Annotated in this window: 17 protein-coding genes; 12 read left to right on the top strand and 5 right to left on the bottom strand. The window is 58.4% G+C overall.

Features of this window, described 5'->3' with window-relative positions; genetic code table 11:
• Positions 1-88: 88 nt before the first annotated feature.
• From BVL55_RS15150 to BVL55_RS15130, 5 genes are all read left to right on the top strand, one after another.
• Positions 89-1,273: an acetyl-CoA C-acetyltransferase gene (locus tag BVL55_RS15150; protein ID WP_075997601.1), complete on the top strand. Its 1,185-nt coding sequence runs from the start codon at positions 89-91 to the stop codon at positions 1,271-1,273.
• Positions 1,274-1,481: 208 nt separating this feature from the next.
• Complete coding sequence (locus BVL55_RS15145; RefSeq protein ID WP_075997600.1) at positions 1,482-2,126, top strand: lysoplasmalogenase family protein; 645 nt, start codon at positions 1,482-1,484, stop codon at positions 2,124-2,126.
• 60 nt (positions 2,127-2,186) lie between these two features.
• Complete coding sequence (locus BVL55_RS15140; RefSeq protein ID WP_075997599.1) at positions 2,187-2,984, top strand: class I SAM-dependent methyltransferase; 798 nt, start codon at positions 2,187-2,189, stop codon at positions 2,982-2,984.
• Positions 2,985-3,085: 101 nt separating this feature from the next.
• On the top strand, positions 3,086-4,195 hold the full coding sequence (gene hisC, locus BVL55_RS15135; RefSeq protein ID WP_075997598.1) for a histidinol-phosphate transaminase: 1,110 nt from the start codon (positions 3,086-3,088) through the stop codon (positions 4,193-4,195).
• 3 nt (positions 4,196-4,198) lie between these two features.
• Positions 4,199-5,152 (top strand): prephenate dehydrogenase/arogenate dehydrogenase family protein, encoded by a 954-nt coding sequence (locus BVL55_RS15130; protein ID WP_075997597.1) that lies wholly within the window; start codon positions 4,199-4,201, stop codon positions 5,150-5,152.
• A gap of 5 nt (positions 5,153-5,157) precedes the next feature.
• On the opposite strand, the gene BVL55_RS15125 is transcribed toward BVL55_RS15130, so the two are convergent.
• Entirely contained in the window at positions 5,158-6,219 is a 1,062-nt protein-coding gene (locus tag BVL55_RS15125) for a DUF2125 domain-containing protein (RefSeq protein ID WP_162841523.1), read from the bottom strand.
• Between the two features lie 82 nt (positions 6,220-6,301).
• Here BVL55_RS15125 and BVL55_RS15120 point away from each other — a divergent pair, with 82 nt between their 5' ends.
• Positions 6,302-6,814 carry a gamma-glutamylcyclotransferase gene (locus tag BVL55_RS15120; protein ID WP_075997595.1) on the top strand — a complete coding sequence of 171 codons (513 nt, stop codon included), beginning with the start codon at positions 6,302-6,304 and terminating at the stop codon, positions 6,812-6,814.
• A gap of 16 nt (positions 6,815-6,830) precedes the next feature.
• On the opposite strand, the gene BVL55_RS15115 is transcribed toward BVL55_RS15120, so the two are convergent.
• The 3 genes from BVL55_RS15115 to ftsE form a co-directional block, all read right to left on the bottom strand.
• The gene (locus tag BVL55_RS15115; protein ID WP_075997594.1) at positions 6,831-7,613 is read right to left on the bottom strand and encodes a lysophospholipid acyltransferase family protein; all 783 of its coding nucleotides are present in this window, start codon (positions 7,611-7,613) and stop codon (positions 6,831-6,833) included.
• 88 nt (positions 7,614-7,701) lie between these two features.
• A complete protein-coding gene (locus BVL55_RS15110) occupies positions 7,702-8,733 on the bottom strand; it encodes a cell division protein FtsX (RefSeq protein WP_244530532.1) in 1,032 nt (343 codons plus the stop codon).
• The gene (gene ftsE, locus BVL55_RS15105; RefSeq protein WP_075997593.1) at positions 8,726-9,385 is read right to left on the bottom strand and encodes a cell division ATP-binding protein FtsE; all 660 of its coding nucleotides are present in this window, start codon (positions 9,383-9,385) and stop codon (positions 8,726-8,728) included. The genes BVL55_RS15110 and ftsE overlap by 8 nt, the downstream gene beginning before the upstream one ends.
• 192 nt (positions 9,386-9,577) lie before the next feature.
• Between ftsE and BVL55_RS15100 the strand changes: the two genes are divergently transcribed.
• Genes BVL55_RS15100 through BVL55_RS15090 form a run of 3 tightly spaced genes read left to right on the top strand, consistent with a single transcriptional unit; the run spans position 9,578 to position 11,224 of the window.
• Positions 9,578-10,306 carry a hypothetical protein gene (locus BVL55_RS15100; RefSeq protein WP_075997592.1) on the top strand — a complete coding sequence of 243 codons (729 nt, stop codon included), beginning with the start codon at positions 9,578-9,580 and terminating at the stop codon, positions 10,304-10,306.
• A 9-nt stretch (positions 10,307-10,315) separates the two neighbouring features.
• Positions 10,316-10,858 carry a hypoxanthine phosphoribosyltransferase gene (gene hpt / locus BVL55_RS15095; protein WP_075997591.1) on the top strand — a complete coding sequence of 181 codons (543 nt, stop codon included), beginning with the start codon at positions 10,316-10,318 and terminating at the stop codon, positions 10,856-10,858.
• Complete coding sequence (locus BVL55_RS15090) at positions 10,859-11,224, top strand: response regulator (protein WP_075997590.1); 366 nt, start codon at positions 10,859-10,861, stop codon at positions 11,222-11,224.
• 17 nt (positions 11,225-11,241) lie between these two features.
• On the opposite strand, the gene BVL55_RS15085 is transcribed toward BVL55_RS15090, so the two are convergent.
• Entirely contained in the window at positions 11,242-11,454 is a 213-nt protein-coding gene (locus tag BVL55_RS15085; protein WP_075998210.1) for a DUF1674 domain-containing protein, read from the bottom strand.
• A gap of 141 nt (positions 11,455-11,595) precedes the next feature.
• Between BVL55_RS15085 and BVL55_RS15080 the strand changes: the two genes are divergently transcribed.
• From BVL55_RS15080 to purH, 3 genes are all read left to right on the top strand, one after another.
• Positions 11,596-12,918, top strand: coding sequence for an RsmB/NOP family class I SAM-dependent RNA methyltransferase (locus tag BVL55_RS15080; protein WP_162841522.1), 1,323 nt, complete (start codon positions 11,596-11,598; stop codon positions 12,916-12,918).
• Between the two features lie 128 nt (positions 12,919-13,046).
• Positions 13,047-14,750 carry a heparinase II/III family protein gene (locus BVL55_RS15075; RefSeq protein ID WP_075997588.1) on the top strand — a complete coding sequence of 568 codons (1,704 nt, stop codon included), beginning with the start codon at positions 13,047-13,049 and terminating at the stop codon, positions 14,748-14,750.
• A 150-nt stretch (positions 14,751-14,900) separates the two neighbouring features.
• A complete protein-coding gene (gene purH, locus BVL55_RS15070) occupies positions 14,901-16,514 on the top strand; it encodes a bifunctional phosphoribosylaminoimidazolecarboxamide formyltransferase/IMP cyclohydrolase (protein WP_075997587.1) in 1,614 nt (537 codons plus the stop codon).
• Position 16,515: the final 1 nt, after the last annotated feature.

Below are 16,515 nucleotides of genomic sequence, written 5' to 3'. Positions count from 1 at the left end.
ACAAGACATTTCAACGGCGGGATCCGGCTCAAATCCGGTCTTGCCCGGCAGGTTACCACACATATGGCTGAACCGAGGGTCAATTACAATGAGCAGTAAAGAAGCAATCGTCATCGCAAGCGCCGCACGCACACCCGTGGGCGCGTTCAACGGATCGTTTGCCAATGTTCCGGCACACGATCTGGGATCGGTGGCCATTAAAGGTGCGCTGGAGCGCGCCGGCGTCGATGCAAAGGAAGTCGATGAGGTCATCCTCGGCCAGATTCTTTCTGCAGGACAGGGGCAGAATCCAGCCCGTCAGGCTGCGCGCAATGCCGGATGTCCCGATGAAACCACAGCCTGGGGCCTTAACCAGCTTTGCGGATCGGGCCTGCGTGCCGTTGCCATTGGCATGCAGCAGATCGCAACGGGCGATGCTGATGTTATTGTCGCGGGCGGCCAGGAGTCCATGTCCATGGCACCCCATTGCGCCCATTTGCGCGGCGGTGTGAAGATGGGTGATCTGAAAATGGTCGATACCATGATCAGGGATGGCCTGACCGATGCCTTCTACGGCTATCACATGGGCAATACGGCGGAAAACGTGGCCCGCCAGTGGCAACTGACCCGCGAGGAACAGGACACATTCGCGGTTGCCTCACAGAACAAGGCTGAAGCCGCCCAGAAGGCGGGCAAGTTCAAGGACGAAATCGTTCCCTTCACGGTGAAAACCCGCAAGGGCGAAACCGTGGTGGAAGATGATGAATACATCAAGCACGGCGTCACCATGGACAGCGTCGGCAAGCTGCGCCCTGCCTTCGACAAGGAAGGAACGGTAACCGCAGCCAACGCATCGGGGATCAATGACGGGGCTGCGGCCGTGGTGCTGATGACCGAGGCGGAAGCCGAAAAACGTGGCATCACTCCGCTGGCACGTGTCGTTTCATGGGCCACTGCAGGCGTCGACCCGCAAATCATGGGAACCGGCCCGATCCCCGCTTCGCGCAAGGCACTGGAGAGAGCCGGCTGGAAGGTGGAGGACCTCGACCTCGTCGAGGCAAACGAAGCCTTCGCGGCCCAGGCCTGCGCAGTGAACAAGGACATGGGCTGGAACCCCGACATCGTCAACGTCAATGGCGGCGCCATCGCCATTGGCCATCCGGTCGGCGCATCGGGCGCCCGCGTCTTCAACACCCTGCTTTTCGAAATGAAGCGGCGTGACGCGAAGAAGGGACTTGCCACGCTGTGCATCGGCGGTGGCATGGGTGTCGCACTCTGCGTAGAGCGCGGCTGACCGTCCAACTTCCGTTGGTTGAAATTGCGCCCGCGGGCTACGCAAAGCCTGCGGGCTCTTTTTGTGCTTCGGGCGAAAGTGACTTCACGCCTGCAGGAAACCACCCCGTTGGCATTCCCCTTCCACTGGGGTATGGCTGACCGATCCTGCAACAGCCGGTGGCATTGGGGGCTGTAACTGCCGTCCCAAAACGCGCTCCAGGGGGAATATGCCTGACCTCGCGATCCTGATCATTATCGCTGCCAGCGCCATTGCGCTGATCTACGGCGTTTTCATCATCCATCGTCCTGAAAACGCCTTCCGCAGCGCAGCAAAGACGGTGCCCGTTGCATTGCTCACGCTCGCCGCTTTTTTGGCCGGCCTGCCGGTGCAGGTGGTTCTGGCGCTTGCCGCCTGTGCCGCCGGGGACTGGTTTCTTTCCCTCGAGGGGGAACCCAATTTTCTATTGGGGCTTGGAGCATTCCTCCTCGGGCATCTGCTGTATGCCGCCCATTTTGTTTCCCTGATTTCACCCGATCATCTCCTGACGGGCGACATGGCTCTGCTGGCCCTGATCCTGCTGGCGCTGATCGCTTCTGTGCTGTTTCGCCTGTGGCCGCATCTTGATGGCCTGAAAGTCCCTGTCGTGATCTATGCCTTTGCGATTGCCGCCATGGCGTTTACCGCAAAGGCAGCCGATCCCGGCCAGATCGTTCTGGCAGGAATTGCCTTGTTCATGGTGTCGGACATCATCCTGGCACAGGAAAAGTTCACCCCGCTCACCAACACCTTGATACGGCGTTCCATGCCCTATCTTGTGTGGTTTCTCTATTTTGCCGGCCAGGCGCTGATCGTTTATGGAATGATCGGCTGAAACGTCATGTCCGGCACAAAGCCGCCATCCTTTGTACAAAGCAGGTCCGGTAACTGAACCATGTCCGTTGACGTCGTCGATCTGAGAGAATTTTATGCCACGCCGCTGGGGCACCGGGCGGTAGCCTCGATGGTCTCCGCCCTGCAGCGCAATGGCGGCCTGCCCGCAGACATTGATGTCGTGGGGCTGGGCTATCCGGTGCCGGTTTTCAACAAACTGCTTAAGACCACGGACAAGGCCGTTATATTGATGCCCGCCCGCCAGGGTGCCGTGCAGTGGCCGCTTGGCACTGCAGGCCGGACCGCGCTGGTGGATGATGACGAGTTGCCGCTTGCAACGTCATCGGTGCAATGCGCCGTGTTGTTGCATGTTCTTGAGAACACCTTTGACCCCAGCCTTGTCCTTGATGAAGTCTGGCGGGTTCTGGTCCCGGAGGGAAAGCTGATCCTGATAGCCACAAACCGGCGGGGCTTGTGGACCCGCTTTGAGCATACGCCCTTTGGCAACGGGCGCCCTTTCTCGCGCGGACAGTTGGCGACCCTGCTTCGCAAGGCCAGACTTACCCCGTCGAAATGGGACGGCTGCCTTGATTTTCCGCCAATCCGCATTGCCTGGATGCTGCGCCTGTATCCGTTCATCGAGCGCATCGGCCGGAAAATCTGGCCGGTTTTCTGCGGCGCTCATGTGGTGACCGCCAGCAAGCGGCTTTACCAGGGAATACCGGCAAAAGCCCGCAAGGCCAGAAAAGTCCCCGTTCCCGTTCTTGCGCCCCAGGGCGCCCGCATCGGGCAACGCGCAAGGCCGAGTGCGCGCACTGAAAAACGGGCAATCGCAGGCAGTGGGCACCGCTTGCGCTGATTCATCCTTTGATTTTGCCAGCGTGTTGTCCTAAAGCCTTTCGCGCCTGTGCAAACAGATTTCCGGCTGCGCCGGAACACAGCAACCAGTGGAAACAAGCCATGCATTCTGGTCAATTGCAGCCAAAGCCGGGCGTGATGGACATCGACATCTACGTACCCGGCAAATCCGCGGCGCCCGCCGGGGTAAAGCTGCACAAGCTTTCTTCAAACGAAACACCGTTGGGAGCCAGCCCTGCCGCACAGCAGGCAATTGCAGGCATTGCGTCAAAAATGGAACTCTATCCTGATGGTTCCGCATCCGAATTGAAGCAGGCGATCGCCGATATGCACGGCCTCAATACGGAGAACCTTGTCTGCGGCAATGGTTCGGATGAACTGCTGTCATTGATTGGCAGCACCTATCTGCAGCCCGGCAACGAGGTTATCTTCACCGAGCACGGTTTCCTGATGTACCGCATCGTTGCCCTGTCAAACAGCGCCGTCCCCGTTTCGGTAAAGGAAAGCCGCGAGCGCGCCGATGTCGATGCAATTCTAGCTGCCGTGACGGATAAAACCCGGCTGGTGTTTCTGGCAAATCCCAACAACCCGACCGGCACCTATCTGCCGATCGATGAAGTGCGCCGGCTTCATGCCGGACTTCCGGGAAATGTTCTGCTGGTGCTGGACGCCGCCTATGCGGAATATGTCCGCAGAAACGATTACGAATCGGGTATGGAACTGGCAGCTTCCGCAGACAATGTGATTGTGACCCGCACCTTCTCCAAGATACATGGTTTGGCGGCCCTGCGGGTCGGCTGGGCATTTGCCTCACGGCAGATCATCGAAACCCTTGAAAGGGTGCGCGGCCCGTTCAACGTCAATGCAATGGCAATTGCTGCAGGGGCGGCAGCCATGCGCGACCGTGCCCATGTCGACCGCTCCATCGCCCACAACGACAAGTGGCTGGCATGGCTTACTGGCGAACTGGAACAGCTGGGCCTGCGCGTTACCCCCTCTGTGGGTAACTTCATCCTCGTCCATTTCCCCGATGATGAGCCAGGAAAGAGTGCCAGTAAAGCGGATGCCTTTCTTACCCGGCGGGGACTCGTGCTGCGCGCCGTCGGCGGCTACGGTTTCCCCAACGCCCTGCGCATGACCGTCGGTCTGGAAGATTCCAACCGCGCCGTTGTCGGGGCGCTGAAGGAATTTCTTTCCGGATCGGGGAACTGAACCATGCGCCCGGTTATCGGCAGGCTTGCAATCATCGGTCAGGGATTGATCGGCTCGTCGATCACCCGCGCCGTCTATGAACGCAAGCTGGCGCGCGAAACCGTTGTCACCGATGCTTCGCCAAAGGTGCGCAAGCGTCTGCTCGAACTGGGCCTGGGGGAAGCCCGCATCGTCAAAACCGCCGCCGAGGCTGCCAGCGGCGCCGACATGATCATCGGCTGTGTTCCGGTACGCTCCTTCAGCCAGGTCGTCGGCGAGATGGCGCCGGTGTTGAAACCGGGCGCGATCTTGTCCGATGTGGGCTCGGTCAAGCAGGGCGTGGTCGCCGAATGCCTGCCGATCATTCCTCCTGGCGTTCACTTCGTCCCGGCCCATCCTCTGGCCGGCACCGAATTTTCAGGCCCGGATGCCGGACTGCCCCGTCTCTTCGTAAACCGCTGGTGCATTTTGACGCCGCCGGAAGGAAGCGAGGAAACCGCCATAGACAGCACCCGGCGTTTCTGGGAAGCGATGGGATCCAGGGTCGAGGTCATGAGCCCTGCCCGCCACGATATGGCCCTGGCGATTACCAGTCACGTTCCCCATCTTGCCGCTTTTTCGATCTTTCACACAGCCCTCGCCCAAGAGGACAAGGATCACTCGCCGGTCATCCAGTTTTCCGCCGGTGCCTTCAAGGATTTTACCCGCATTGCTTCTTCCAATCCGGTCATGTGGCGCGACATTTTCCTGATGAACCGGGAGCCCGTTTTGGAAGCGTTGCGCAGTTTCATCACCGACATGGAGGCTTGCGCCAGGGCAATCGAGGAAGGAGACGGAGACACACTGGAAAAGCTGTTTTCCGTCAGCCGCTCCACCCGCCGGAAGGTGATCGAAAAGGAGCATATCTCCCAGCAGCCCGATGAACCGGACGATGCGCTGAAGGACACACTGTTCCGGCCTTACTCCCAGGACAACTGAGATTATCAGTACAAACGCGGAAGTTCGGCAAGTTCGATAAAGCCGAGCAGGACCTTGTTGTCGCGCAAGGTCAGTTTCAACCCGCGTATCTTTGTGCGTCCTGCCGTGTTGGAAGCAAAGGCATCAAGATAGGATACCACATCGCCGAGCACGTCACGCGCCGGCGGAAAGATGCTTGCCGCATATTCGACGAGTTTTTGCGGATCGTCGAGATCGAGCTCAACCTCGCCGGACAGTTTTCCGTTCCGGCCAAGTTGCAAAGGCCCGCGCGCTTTCAGCCTGCCCCCGTCACCGGTTGATATTTCAAGCTCTGCCAGCCTGATCTCGCCACCGCGCGACCGCAAGATCAAAAGCGGATCCTCGCCACTCATGGCCATGGCAAGGCCATCGCGTACGTCCAGCAAAAGAGCCAAATCCAATGGCTTAATCTGACCCAAACCGCCATCATCAATCCGCCAGCCATCAATATCCGCGCTGGCAACAAGGTCCTTGGGTGTGCCGCTTCCGCTCTCGTCACCGGCAAGAACGTGCAACTGCACGGCGTCTATCGTTCCCAGCAGATCAGCTAGTCCCAGATCATCCGCAGACACACGGACACCTTCAGTGACCAGCGAACTGCGCCGCAGACCGGACATGGAAACGCGCATGCTCGACCGCAGCTTCTCCCAATCGATCAGAAGCGGCACCAGTCCCGGCACCGAGACCTTTAGCGGGCCATCGGTTTCGCCAACGACATGGCCGGGCCGGTAGAATTGGGCCGCCGAGCGAATTGCATTTCCCGAAACGGTTACGCCATTGACCGGGTCGGCATAAAAAAACGCCTTACAGAATACGCCAAGACGGAAAGGAAATCCGCGAATTTCCTGCCCTTCACAGCCGGCGGCAACGCCCTCATTGGAAAGCCGCTGTTTGAGCGAAGCGATTTCCTGTTCAAGCCGGTTGGCGCCGTAAAACCAGGCGCCACAAAGCCCCGCCGCAAGAATGACAATGACGGCGGCCAGCAACCAGACCTTGCCCGCAAGGATGCCGGTTCTTACCATTTTGGTTTCGGCCTTGTTTTCCTTCATCGCATGGCTCATCCATTGGGTTTCCGGATTCGGTGCAAATCGGCTGCCGGCAACAGTGATTCCAGCGCCGCATGGCAGGGTTATGGGTGATTTTTGGGTTTTTGGCTACGGTTCGCTGCTCTGGCGTCCCGGCTTTGAGTTCGTCGAGGAACACATGGCGACATTGCATGGCAAACACCGTGCGCTGTGTGTGCATTCCTGGGTTCATCGCGGAACGCAGGAACGCCCGGGCCTGGTTCTCGGTCTTGATCATGGCGGCTCCTGCCACGGCATCGCGCGCCGCGTCAGCGGCGAAAAACGCGATGTGGTCATCGCCTATCTGCGCGAACGCGAACTGGTGACCCATGTCTATCTGGAGAAATGGCTGAAAATCCGTCTGTTGGACGGCAGAAAGGTCCGGGCGCTTACCTATGTGGTCGATCGCAAGCACGAACAGTATGCACCACCGCAGCCCCTGAACGAACTTGCCGGAACAATTGCTGGCGCAACCGGAAAATCCGGTGCCAACCGGGACTACGTGCTCAATACGGTCAAGTCCCTCAACCGGCTTGGCATTCGCGACCACGTGCTGGAGAAACTGTGCAGTCAGCTATAGTCCATCGATACATGACCTAGGCCGCCACCTGGCCGGATCGCACCAGTTCAACCGCCAGCGGCGGTGGGTGATCGGACGCTGCAGATTCTGCAATCAGACGGTTGGAAGCTGTTTCGATCATCTGCTCCAGCCGGGCGGAAAACGCTTCGCCGGGCAGGCCCGGCTCGATCATCGGCAGAAACTCCATAACAATGGTGCCCGGATGTACCACCAGTGAGCGCCGTCCCCAGTACAGGCCGGAATTCAGCGCCACCGGCTGCACAGGCACCTTGAGATCGCGGTAAAGATGGGTAATGCCGTATTTGTATGCCGGCTCGGCGCCGGGCTGTTTGCGGGTACCTTCCGGATAAATGATGATCTGCCGCTCGGTTTCCGCCATGTAGCGGCGGGCATTGGCGGTAATGGATTTAAGCGCTTCCTTGCCGCGGCTGCGGTCGATCGGAACCACCCTCATTTTGGCGGCATACCAGCCAAATACCGGAATGAAGATGAGCGAGCGCTTCAGGATGTAGCTCACATCCTTGAAAAACAACACCATGGTGTAGGTTTCCCAGGCCGACTGGTGTTTGGAAGCAACCAGCTGATTGGCGTTGGGCCGGATGTTTTCAAGCCCCCTAAAGTCATAGCACGTGCCGCAGATCCTGTTTTGAAGCCACAGGTGGCTGTAGGCCCAGCACTTGACCACCTTCCACGCTTCCATCCTCGGCATGATGAAAAATACCGGCGCCCAGAAAATCATCTGGGCCGCATTGCTGAGATAGAACAGGACAGTAAAAAGCGCAGAACGAATATAGAGCACGGTTCGGTTCCATATGAGACCAGCCTGTGGCCTATCGCCTTTCGCTCATTTTGAAAAGAGCCCGCACCATTCCCGTCTGCGGCGAAAATCAGGATTTCAGCCCGTAGCTTTCCAACTGCCCCACATGGCGCATCACCGTGAAGCGTGACGTCAATCCGGTCAGAACCGCAATGGCCACAGCGACCATGACAATGCCAAGCACTCCCCAGGGCCCGACGGCGAAGGTTCCGAACAAAGCACTGACTTGATCGCCTTGTGGCGTAGCACGGCTCATCGAGGTCCACACACCCAGGCCGATAAAGACGAAAATCGCCGCCAATCCGCCGCCAAGGCCGCCCATCATGCCAACACGCAGAAAATGGGTTTCAAATGCCCTGGCAATAAAGGCGCGGTCAGCACCCACGAAGTGAAGAACCTCCACAACCTCGCGATTGGCCGACATGGCGCCCCGTGTGGCAAAGACGACCGTCAGCACCGTTGCAGCCATGACCAGCAGGAAAACCATGATGCCGGCAGCCACCGTCGTTCCCGCCATGTTGTTGAGGCGATCGACCCAGTTTCGGTGGTCATCAAGTGATGCACCTGGGATTTCAGCCGAAAGCCGCTCCTTGATGGCCGCAATATCCGGTCTGGAATCAGGTTCCAGCCCAACGGTAATCAGGGTGGGTATTGGCAGCTCTTCCACCTGCAGACCAGACCCGAGAAAGGGTTCAAGAAGTTTTGCCGTCGCTTCATCGTTGAGAACGGTGACTTTAGAAATTCCCTCGAAAGACAGCAATAGCTGGCTTGCCTTCCTGATTGAGGCTTCCATATCGACATTTTCAAACGGCCGGATCTGGACGGTCACCTCCTTGGCGATATCGGTCTGCCAGCCGCGTGCGGTATCGCGCACAAGGATCACCGCGCCCAGTGTCAGGCAGGCAAGAAACGCCATGATGGCGATGACCGCCAGCAGCGCCTGACCTGCAATCCTGTCCCGCGGCACAAGCGATTTGCCGCTGTAAAGCGAGGGGACCCGTCCGCCCCTGCGTCCACCCGAAACCTGCTTTGCCGCATCGGCCTGCACATCAGGCTTGGTTTCTTGGTTCCAGACTGCCGGTGGTTGGCGTTGCTCAGTCATAGACATGTAACCTGCCATCGGTCAGCACCAGCCGCCGCGCCTCGTACTGATCCATGAGGGCCAGATCATGGGTGGCGATGACCACCGCCGTGCCCGACCGGTTGAGTTCGATAAAGAGGCGTAGCAGCCGCCGCGCCATGGGAGGGTCCACATTGCCGGTCGGCTCGTCCGCCAGCAGAATTTCCGGCTGATCGATCAGCGCACGGGCAATCGCCGCCCGTTGTTTTTCCCCACCTGAAAGAACCGGCGGTAATACATGCATCCGTTCACCCAGCCCCACCCATTTGAGCAGTTCGGTGACATCGGTGCGGTAGCTGGCTTCCTCCTTTCCCCTGACACGAAGGGGAAGGGCAACATTCTCGTAAGTCGTCAGGTGTCCGAGCAGACGAAAATCCTGGAATACAACACCGATCTTGCGGCGCAGGTTCGGCATGTCGTTGCGCGGAATGCCGGTGGCCTCGCGGCCAAACAGGCGAACCACCCCCCGCGTCGGTCTCAGCGACATCAGCATCAGCCGCAACAGGCTTGTCTTTCCCGCACCGGAGGGACCTGTCAAAAACTGGAACGAGTTGGCCCTGACATCGAAAGTCAGATCGCTCAGAACCTCAGGTCCCAGCCCGTAGCGCAATCCGACATTTTCGAACTGAATCACCGTTCTGCTCCGTCCATTTTCGCGCCCCGGACCCGCTGGGCGCTGCCTGCGGCGTTTGTGCGTTAATCATGGTTAACAATACGTTAAGGATTGGGCGATAGTCAGTCTTTGGAAAATTGAATTTGGACGGTGATTCGCGGGTATCCATGTGGTGGGCACCCGGTCCAGGTTTCACCGGGCATGAGACAGGCAATGAAAAGGCATCACAGGCAGATCAGGACCATCGATCATGAACCGCTCCCTGCCGGCTCAGAACACACGCCGGCTGACTCCGGCCATCGCCTTGCTGAATCAGGTGGAGCCGGCCGGTTTCAGGACCACCAGCCAAAGCCGGACTTTTCGGGCCAAAGACGCATAACCAGCGCCATCACCGGCGACTTCTTCGCTGCCAGGCGCTCCGAGTCACAAAGCGGAACACAGGAAGCCGCAATGGCCGCGGGCGACCTCAGCACATCGGTACCACTGACCCGCACCATCGCCGGGGTGGTTGCGGTTTTCACCCTTGCAGTCACGATTCCCACCGGATTCATCGCCATGACGGAAAACCTCGAACAGGCAGCCATCGATCCGGTGACCACTGCATCGATTAATCCGGCCTCCGGGCTGGGGAAGTTGGCCGTTGCGGATGTTTCCATGACCCGGATCGTGAAATCCGGCTCGTCAGTGGTCACGGTGTTTGGCGAGATTCGCAACACTGCCGGTGAAAACCAGACGCCGGGCGATGTGGTTGTTCAGCTTCTCGATGGGAACGGCCGCATTGTCCAGAGCTGGCAGCATCGCACCGGCGCAGGCAGCATCAAGCCGGATGGCAAACTGCGTTTCGTCACCTCATCGATCGACGTCTCCGGACGTGCCCGCACGGCTGTCGCTTTCACCAGGCCAGCCGCCGGCGCAAACACGGCAAACTCCACTTCCCGATAAGAGAACCTGATGCCCATCGTACGAAACAAGAAGATTGAAGTTCTTTTCAGCGCTGAGGACATCGACCGGCGAATCACAGAACTCGCCGAGGAAGTTGCCTTGAGCGAACTGAAGAACATATTGGTGGTCTCCATCCTGAAGGGATCGTTCGTGTTTGCCGCCGATCTCATTCGTGCCTTTCACCGCGCCGGCATGGCACCGGAAGTGGAGTTCATTTCGGTGTCGAGCTATGGCGCGGGGACCCAGGCCGGTGAATTGCGTCTGTTGAGGGATGTGGAATCGGAGGTCGAAGGACGCGACATCATCTTGATCGACGATATTCTGGAATCGGGAAATACATTGAAATTCACCCGCGACCTCATGCTTGAACGCGGGGCCAATCGCGTGGCGATCATTGCCTTGCTGGACAAGACTATTCGGCGCAAGGCGGAAATCGATGCGGATTTCGTGGGATTTGAATGCCCCGACAAGTTTGTTGTCGGATATGGCATGGATGTGGGGCACGCCTTCAGAGAGCTACCTTTTGTCGGCGTCGTAACGGGAGATGCATAAGTGGCGAACATTCTGCTGGTGGAAGATGACGATTCGGTGCGGGAGTTTGTGGCCCGCGCACTGGAAACCGACCGTCACGGTGTGGTGAAAGCGGAAAACGGCGAGGAAGGCCTCGAACTTTTCATCGCCAGCAAGGATGGGTTCGACCTTGTTCTGACAGACATCCAGATGCCGCTGATGGACGGCATCGAGATGAGTCATTCCATTGCCAGGGCACAAACGGGGCAGAAAATCCTGATGATGACAGGCTTTGCCAATCAGCGCGAACGCGCCGAAAGCCTTTCCAGCGTCGTCATCGATGTGGTGCAAAAACCGTTTACACTGCCTGAAATCCGCAAGCGGGTGAGCGAGGCGCTGGCAGCCTGACACGCTGGCGGGCGATCTCAAAAATCGATCGCAATACCCTTTTTCTCCCAATCGCCATAGCGGGCCGGATCGGGGCCGTTCCGGCCATTGATTTCCTTTGGCGCGGCGGCGGCTTTGTCAGCTGCTTTTCTGCGTGCCTGCGCTTCTTCAAGGGCGCGTCTGGCAGCTTCCGGCAGATCTTCGTCCCGCTGGCCCTCTGAATCGGCCCCGCCTTGATCGTCCGGCTTCATTGCGGTGTCCTTTCCGCCCTGCAATTTGGTGCTTCATTTTTCTGCATTTGCATTGTTTTGCACCGGATCAACATACACCTTTCAATCCGGCTGCTTTCATCCCATACAACGCGCTGAACAGGCATAATGCAAGGTTTGCCCATGCGGGAAGATGTCAAGGGAGCAAAAAGCAGACAGGCAGCTGCCGGCATGCTGGCGCTTGTTGCCGGCAAGCGGGCAAGTTTTGATGACCTTGTCGATGCCCAGAAAGGATATCGCCCCTATCTTGCCCTGGACGCGGCAGATCAGGGCCTGGCCAGGGCCATCACGCTTGCAACCCTCCGCCACCGTTGCCGCCTTCAGGCGATGCTTGCCAAATGCTGGGACAGACCGCCGCCAAGGCGCGCCACCCATCTTCTTGCAGTTTTGGAGACAGCCCTTGCCCAGATGGCATTCATGAAAGTCCCGGATCAGGCGGCTGTAAACATTGCCGTCTCCCTTGTCGGCAACAATCCTGCAACCCGGCGGTTTCGCGGCTTTGCCAATGCAGTGCTGCGAAAGGCTGCCAGCCAACTGGATGCGTTGAAACAGCAGACGGAAACGGTTTCCCCTTTTCCGCCCTGGCTGGCAAAACAACTGCAGCACGACCATGGCAAGGAAAAAACCCGGGCGATGGGACGGCAGTTTGGTTTCGAACCAACCCTCGATATCAACGGCAAGCCCGGGATTGGCGCCAAGCTTGCCGAAGCCATTGACCTGCCGGGAACCAGCCGGCGGCTTACTAGCACCATGCCGGTGCACGAACTGCCTGGCTATGAACAGGGCAACTGGTGGGTCCAGGATATCGCCGCGGCCCAGCCGGTCCGGCTGCTCGATCATTGCATGGCCGGCGGCCTGGCCGGAAAGAAAATCGCTGATCTGTGTGCAGCACCTGGCGGCAAGACAATGCAGCTTGCCAGCCTGGGCGCCGATGTAACCGCAGTTGACATATCATCACGCAGGCTTGCCCGCGTTGAAGGAAATCTCGCGCGCACCGGACTTAAGGCTGACGTCGTCTGCAGCGATTTGATGGAATGGGAACCGGCAACAGGGTTCGACGGAATATTACTCGACGCACCTTGTTCTGCTACCGGAACGATACGCAGGCATCCTGATATTCTTTGGAACAGCACTGGTGAGAACCTGTCCGGCCTTGTCGCACTCCAGGTTGCCATGATCGGCAAGGCCGCCGGCCTGTTGCGGCCCGGCGGGGTGCTTGTCTATGCCAATTGTTCCCTGTTGAAAGCGGAGGGGGAGAATCTTGTTGCAACACACCCTTTCCCGCAGCTTGAGCCAATCCGTCTTTCAGCGGATGCACTGCCCGGGCTTGAAGTATGCATCAACGGGCAGGGGAATTTCCGCTCACTGCTTCACTACCTTAAGCTGGACAGCGGCGAACAATCGGGAATGGACGGATTTTTCTGTGCCTGTTTTAAAAGAATCTGACGCCATTCCGGCAGAAGTCCCCACTGCATAAAGACAGATGTTCAATCTGATCCTTCAATAGGTTAAGAGAAAACGGGAAGAGGGCCGGTGACGAACCGGTATTTCAATGCGGCCAATGGAACAGTTAAGTGCTTAGCCAGGAGATCACGTCCGCACGGCTCGCCATCGGCGAAGCGGCGAGACGCCTAGTCAACCGGTTCACAGGACCGCCGCTGCTGAACCGCATGATGCCGGCTGCCACCCCGGGCCGCCTGCTGATCGCACCCAAGGACCTGCGCACGGCAGATCCGACAACCGCTCAGGACATCTACGCAGGAAGGTATTTTCTTGCCGGCAAGCTGGTCGAAACCGGTGGCGGAGATCCCTTCATCAGGGAAGACACGCCGCAAAACTGGCAGCGCGAACTGCATGGCTTTGGCTGGTTCAGACATCTGGAGGCCGATGGCAGCGCCCTGGCCAGACAGAATGCCGCTGCGCTATTGGGCGACTGGCTCAACCACCGCTTTTCCCGTACCCATTCCGTTGCCTGGGAACCGGAAACCGCCGCACGGCGGCTGATTACATGGTTTTCCCACAGTGTTGGCATTCTGGAGGCCATCACCCCGCGCCAGTATCAGCAATGGCTCAAATCAATCGGCTTTCACATCCGCTTTCTAAAATACAACTATGCAGTATCAGATCCGGGTCTGCCGCGATTGCTGGTGCGCATTGCATTGGCCTATGCCTCGATCTGTGTCGACGGCCAGCAGCAGCAGCTACACCGGTCGGCAAGATTGCTGGATGCCGAACTCGCCGAGCAACTGGGCGAGGATGGCATGCATGTTTCCAGAAATCCGTCCGTTATTCCTGATCTTCTCAGCCTGTTGCTGCCACTGCGCCAATCTCATGCGAGTGCCGGTATAGAACCATCCCCTACGCTGGTATCGGCCATCGACCGGCTAATGCTTGCCATGAAGTTCTTTATCCTTGGCGACGGTACCCTGGGCCGCTTCAATGGAATGGCGGCCACAAGAAGCGATCTCCTGGCAACACTGCTCCAATATGATGACAGTCCGGGAACCATGGCATCCGCCACGGTCATCGGCGGCTACCAGCGGCTGGCGGCTGGCGACACCGTTCTGCTGGCAGATATCGCCGCCCCGCCTGGCCGCGGACTTTCAAGAAGTGCTCATGCCGGGGCCCTCGCCTTTGAAATGTCGAGCGGCGACAATCTACTGGTGGTCAATTGCGGCGCCATACCTTTCCGAAAATCGGACTCGACAGCCCGTTTGGCAAGATCGACCGCGGCCCACAGCACGGTGACGATCAACGATACATCGTCCTCCAGGGTATATGCCGGCAACTGGTTTGCGAACCTGCTTGACAACTGGCTAGTTTCCGCACCACGCCGGGTAGTCCACAAGCGCATCGAAAGTCCCGGCGAACTCGGCTTTTCCGCCAGCCATGACGGCTATCTCCGCTCCTTCGGCATTCTTCACCAGCGCGAACTGATGCTCGCTGGCGACGGCAACCGGATCGAGGCAATCGACCGGTTCACCGGACGTCAGGGAAAACCGCTGGCCAAAAGCACCAATGCCCGCTTTGCAATCCGGTTTCACCTTCATCCGTCGGTCAGCGCAGGTCATACAGCAGGTACCGACATTCTGCTGATGTGCGGCAATGGGCGCTCGTGGCGTTTTATTTGCGATGATTGGGACGCAAGAGTTGAGGAAAGCGTTTTCTTCGCTTCGGTTTCAGGCGCCCGGCGGACCACCCAGATCGTTCTTGAGGGTGAAATCGACGCAACACCTCAAGTGCGCTGGCGCCTGATTCGCGAACAGATGGCACAGTAGCCGGTTTAAGGGCCACACGCCGCAAATCTGTGTATTGGCTCACGCTTGGTGCAAACAAAGGTTACCGCTTTACCGCGTGCATGATATCTGCGGGCTGCGATCTCTCGTCCACCCAGTTTCCAATCACTGCAAACCCGGTTGTTGCAAACCATGTCTGTCAAAGCCAAAAACATCCCCGCACCCGATCTGGTTCCGGTAAAACGCGCACTGATCTCTGTGTCGGACAAAACCGGGATCATCGAGCTTGCAGAACAGCTTCACGCCAGGGGCATCACACTGCTCTCAACGGGCGGGACCAGCAAGGCACTCGCGGCAGCCGGATTGCCGGTTACCGATGTAAGCGAGGTTACCGGATTTCCCGAAATCATGGATGGCCGGGTAAAAACCCTGCATCCGGCCATCCATGGTGGATTGCTGGCAATCCGCGGCGACTCAGAACACCGTGAGGCGATGAACGTTCATTCGATCGAGCCGATCGATCTGGTAATCGTCAACCTTTATCCGTTCGAGGAAACGGTTGCATCCGGTGCAGACTATGCAAATGCCGTGGAGAACATCGATATCGGCGGACCTGCCATGATACGCGCCGCCGCAAAAAACCACGCCTATGTCACGATTGTCACCAACCCGGAAGACTATCCCGACCTGATCGGGCAATTGGAAACCGGCGAAAGTGCAACCGGTCTTTCCTTCCGCAAAAAGATGGCAGCGCGGGCCTATGCGATGACCGCACGTTATGATTCTGCCATTGGGTCATGGTTTTCCGGCCAGATGAACGAGCCCCTGCCGGAAATCATCTCGCTTTCCGGAAAAAGGGCGGAAGTGCTGCGCTACGGAGAAAACCCCCACCAGCAAGCCGCCTTCTACCACAGTCAGGAAAAACGCCCGGGCGTTGCCACTGCCCGCCAGTGTCAGGGCAAGCAACTTTCCTACAACAACATCAACGACACTGATGCGGCTTTTGAACTGGTCTGCGAGTTTGCAAAGGACACGCCTGCCATCGCCATCATCAAACACGCCAATCCCTGCGGTGTGGCGGTTGGAAAAAGCCTCGCCGATGCCTATCGCAAGGCCTATGCCTGCGACACGGTTTCAGCCTTTGGCGGTATCGTTGCTGCAAACCGTGAGCTGGATGCCGAGGCAGCTGGCGAAATCGTCAAGATTTTCACCGAGGTCATCATCGCTCCGGCAGTGAGCAAGGAAGCCGAAGCAATTCTTGCAAAAAAGCCCAATCTGCGGCTGCTTGTGACAGACGGCCTGGCCGATCCGGCAACGCCCGGCATGGCGATGAAAACAGTATCCGGCGGCCTGCTGGTTCAAAACCGTGACAATGGCCGTATCGGCCTCGATGATCTGAAGGTGGTTACCGAGCGCCAGCCCACCGAACGTGAACTGGCCGACATGCTGTTTGCCTTCCGTGTCGCAAAACACGTCAAGTCCAACGCGATCGTCTACGTTAAAGACGGCGCAACCGTCGGCATCGGTGCCGGACAGATGAGCCGGGTCGATTCTTCAAGAATTGCCGCCCGCAAGGCACTGGATGCGGCCGAAACAGCGGGCGAAAGCGAGCCTGCAACCATCGGCAGCGTGGTCGCATCCGATGCCTTCTTCCCCTTTGCGGACGGACTGCTTTCGGCCGTTGAGGCCGGCGCCATTGCGGTTATTCAACCCGGCGGTTCCATGCGGGACGATGAAGTCATCGCAGCAGCCAACAAGGCCGGAATTGCCATGGTCTTTACCGGCATGCGCCACTTCCGGCATTAGG

Source organism: Salaquimonas pukyongi (assembly GCF_001953055.1).
GTDB lineage: Bacteria > Pseudomonadota > Alphaproteobacteria > Rhizobiales > Rhizobiaceae > Salaquimonas > Salaquimonas pukyongi.
This window is presented reverse-complemented; position numbering and strand designations above follow the sequence as displayed.

What these genes read in the sequence shown, in the direction of transcription:
- BVL55_RS15150 (WP_075997601.1), top strand. Translation starts at nt 89, where the DNA reads ATGAGCAGTAAAGAAGCAATCGTCATCGCAAGCGCCGCACGCACACCC.
- BVL55_RS15145 (WP_075997600.1), top strand. Translation starts at nt 1,482, where the DNA reads ATGCCTGACCTCGCGATCCTGATCATTATCGCTGCCAGCGCCATTGCG.
- BVL55_RS15140 (WP_075997599.1), top strand. Translation starts at nt 2,187, where the DNA reads ATGTCCGTTGACGTCGTCGATCTGAGAGAATTTTATGCCACGCCGCTG.
- hisC (WP_075997598.1), top strand. Translation starts at nt 3,086, where the DNA reads ATGCATTCTGGTCAATTGCAGCCAAAGCCGGGCGTGATGGACATCGAC.
- BVL55_RS15130 (WP_075997597.1), top strand. Translation starts at nt 4,199, where the DNA reads ATGCGCCCGGTTATCGGCAGGCTTGCAATCATCGGTCAGGGATTGATC.
- BVL55_RS15125 (WP_162841523.1), bottom strand. Translation starts at nt 6,219, where the DNA reads ATGAAGGAAAACAAGGCCGAAACCAAAATGGTAAGAACCGGCATCCTT.
- BVL55_RS15120 (WP_075997595.1), top strand. Translation starts at nt 6,302, where the DNA reads ATGGGTGATTTTTGGGTTTTTGGCTACGGTTCGCTGCTCTGGCGTCCC.
- BVL55_RS15110 (WP_244530532.1), bottom strand. Translation starts at nt 8,733, where the DNA reads ATGACTGAGCAACGCCAACCACCGGCAGTCTGGAACCAAGAAACCAAG.
- BVL55_RS15100 (WP_075997592.1), top strand. Translation starts at nt 9,578, where the DNA reads ATGAAAAGGCATCACAGGCAGATCAGGACCATCGATCATGAACCGCTC.
- hpt (WP_075997591.1), top strand. Translation starts at nt 10,316, where the DNA reads ATGCCCATCGTACGAAACAAGAAGATTGAAGTTCTTTTCAGCGCTGAG.
- BVL55_RS15085 (WP_075998210.1), bottom strand. Translation starts at nt 11,454, where the DNA reads ATGAAGCCGGACGATCAAGGCGGGGCCGATTCAGAGGGCCAGCGGGAC.
- BVL55_RS15080 (WP_162841522.1), top strand. Translation starts at nt 11,596, where the DNA reads ATGCGGGAAGATGTCAAGGGAGCAAAAAGCAGACAGGCAGCTGCCGGC.
- purH (WP_075997587.1), top strand. Translation starts at nt 14,901, where the DNA reads ATGTCTGTCAAAGCCAAAAACATCCCCGCACCCGATCTGGTTCCGGTA.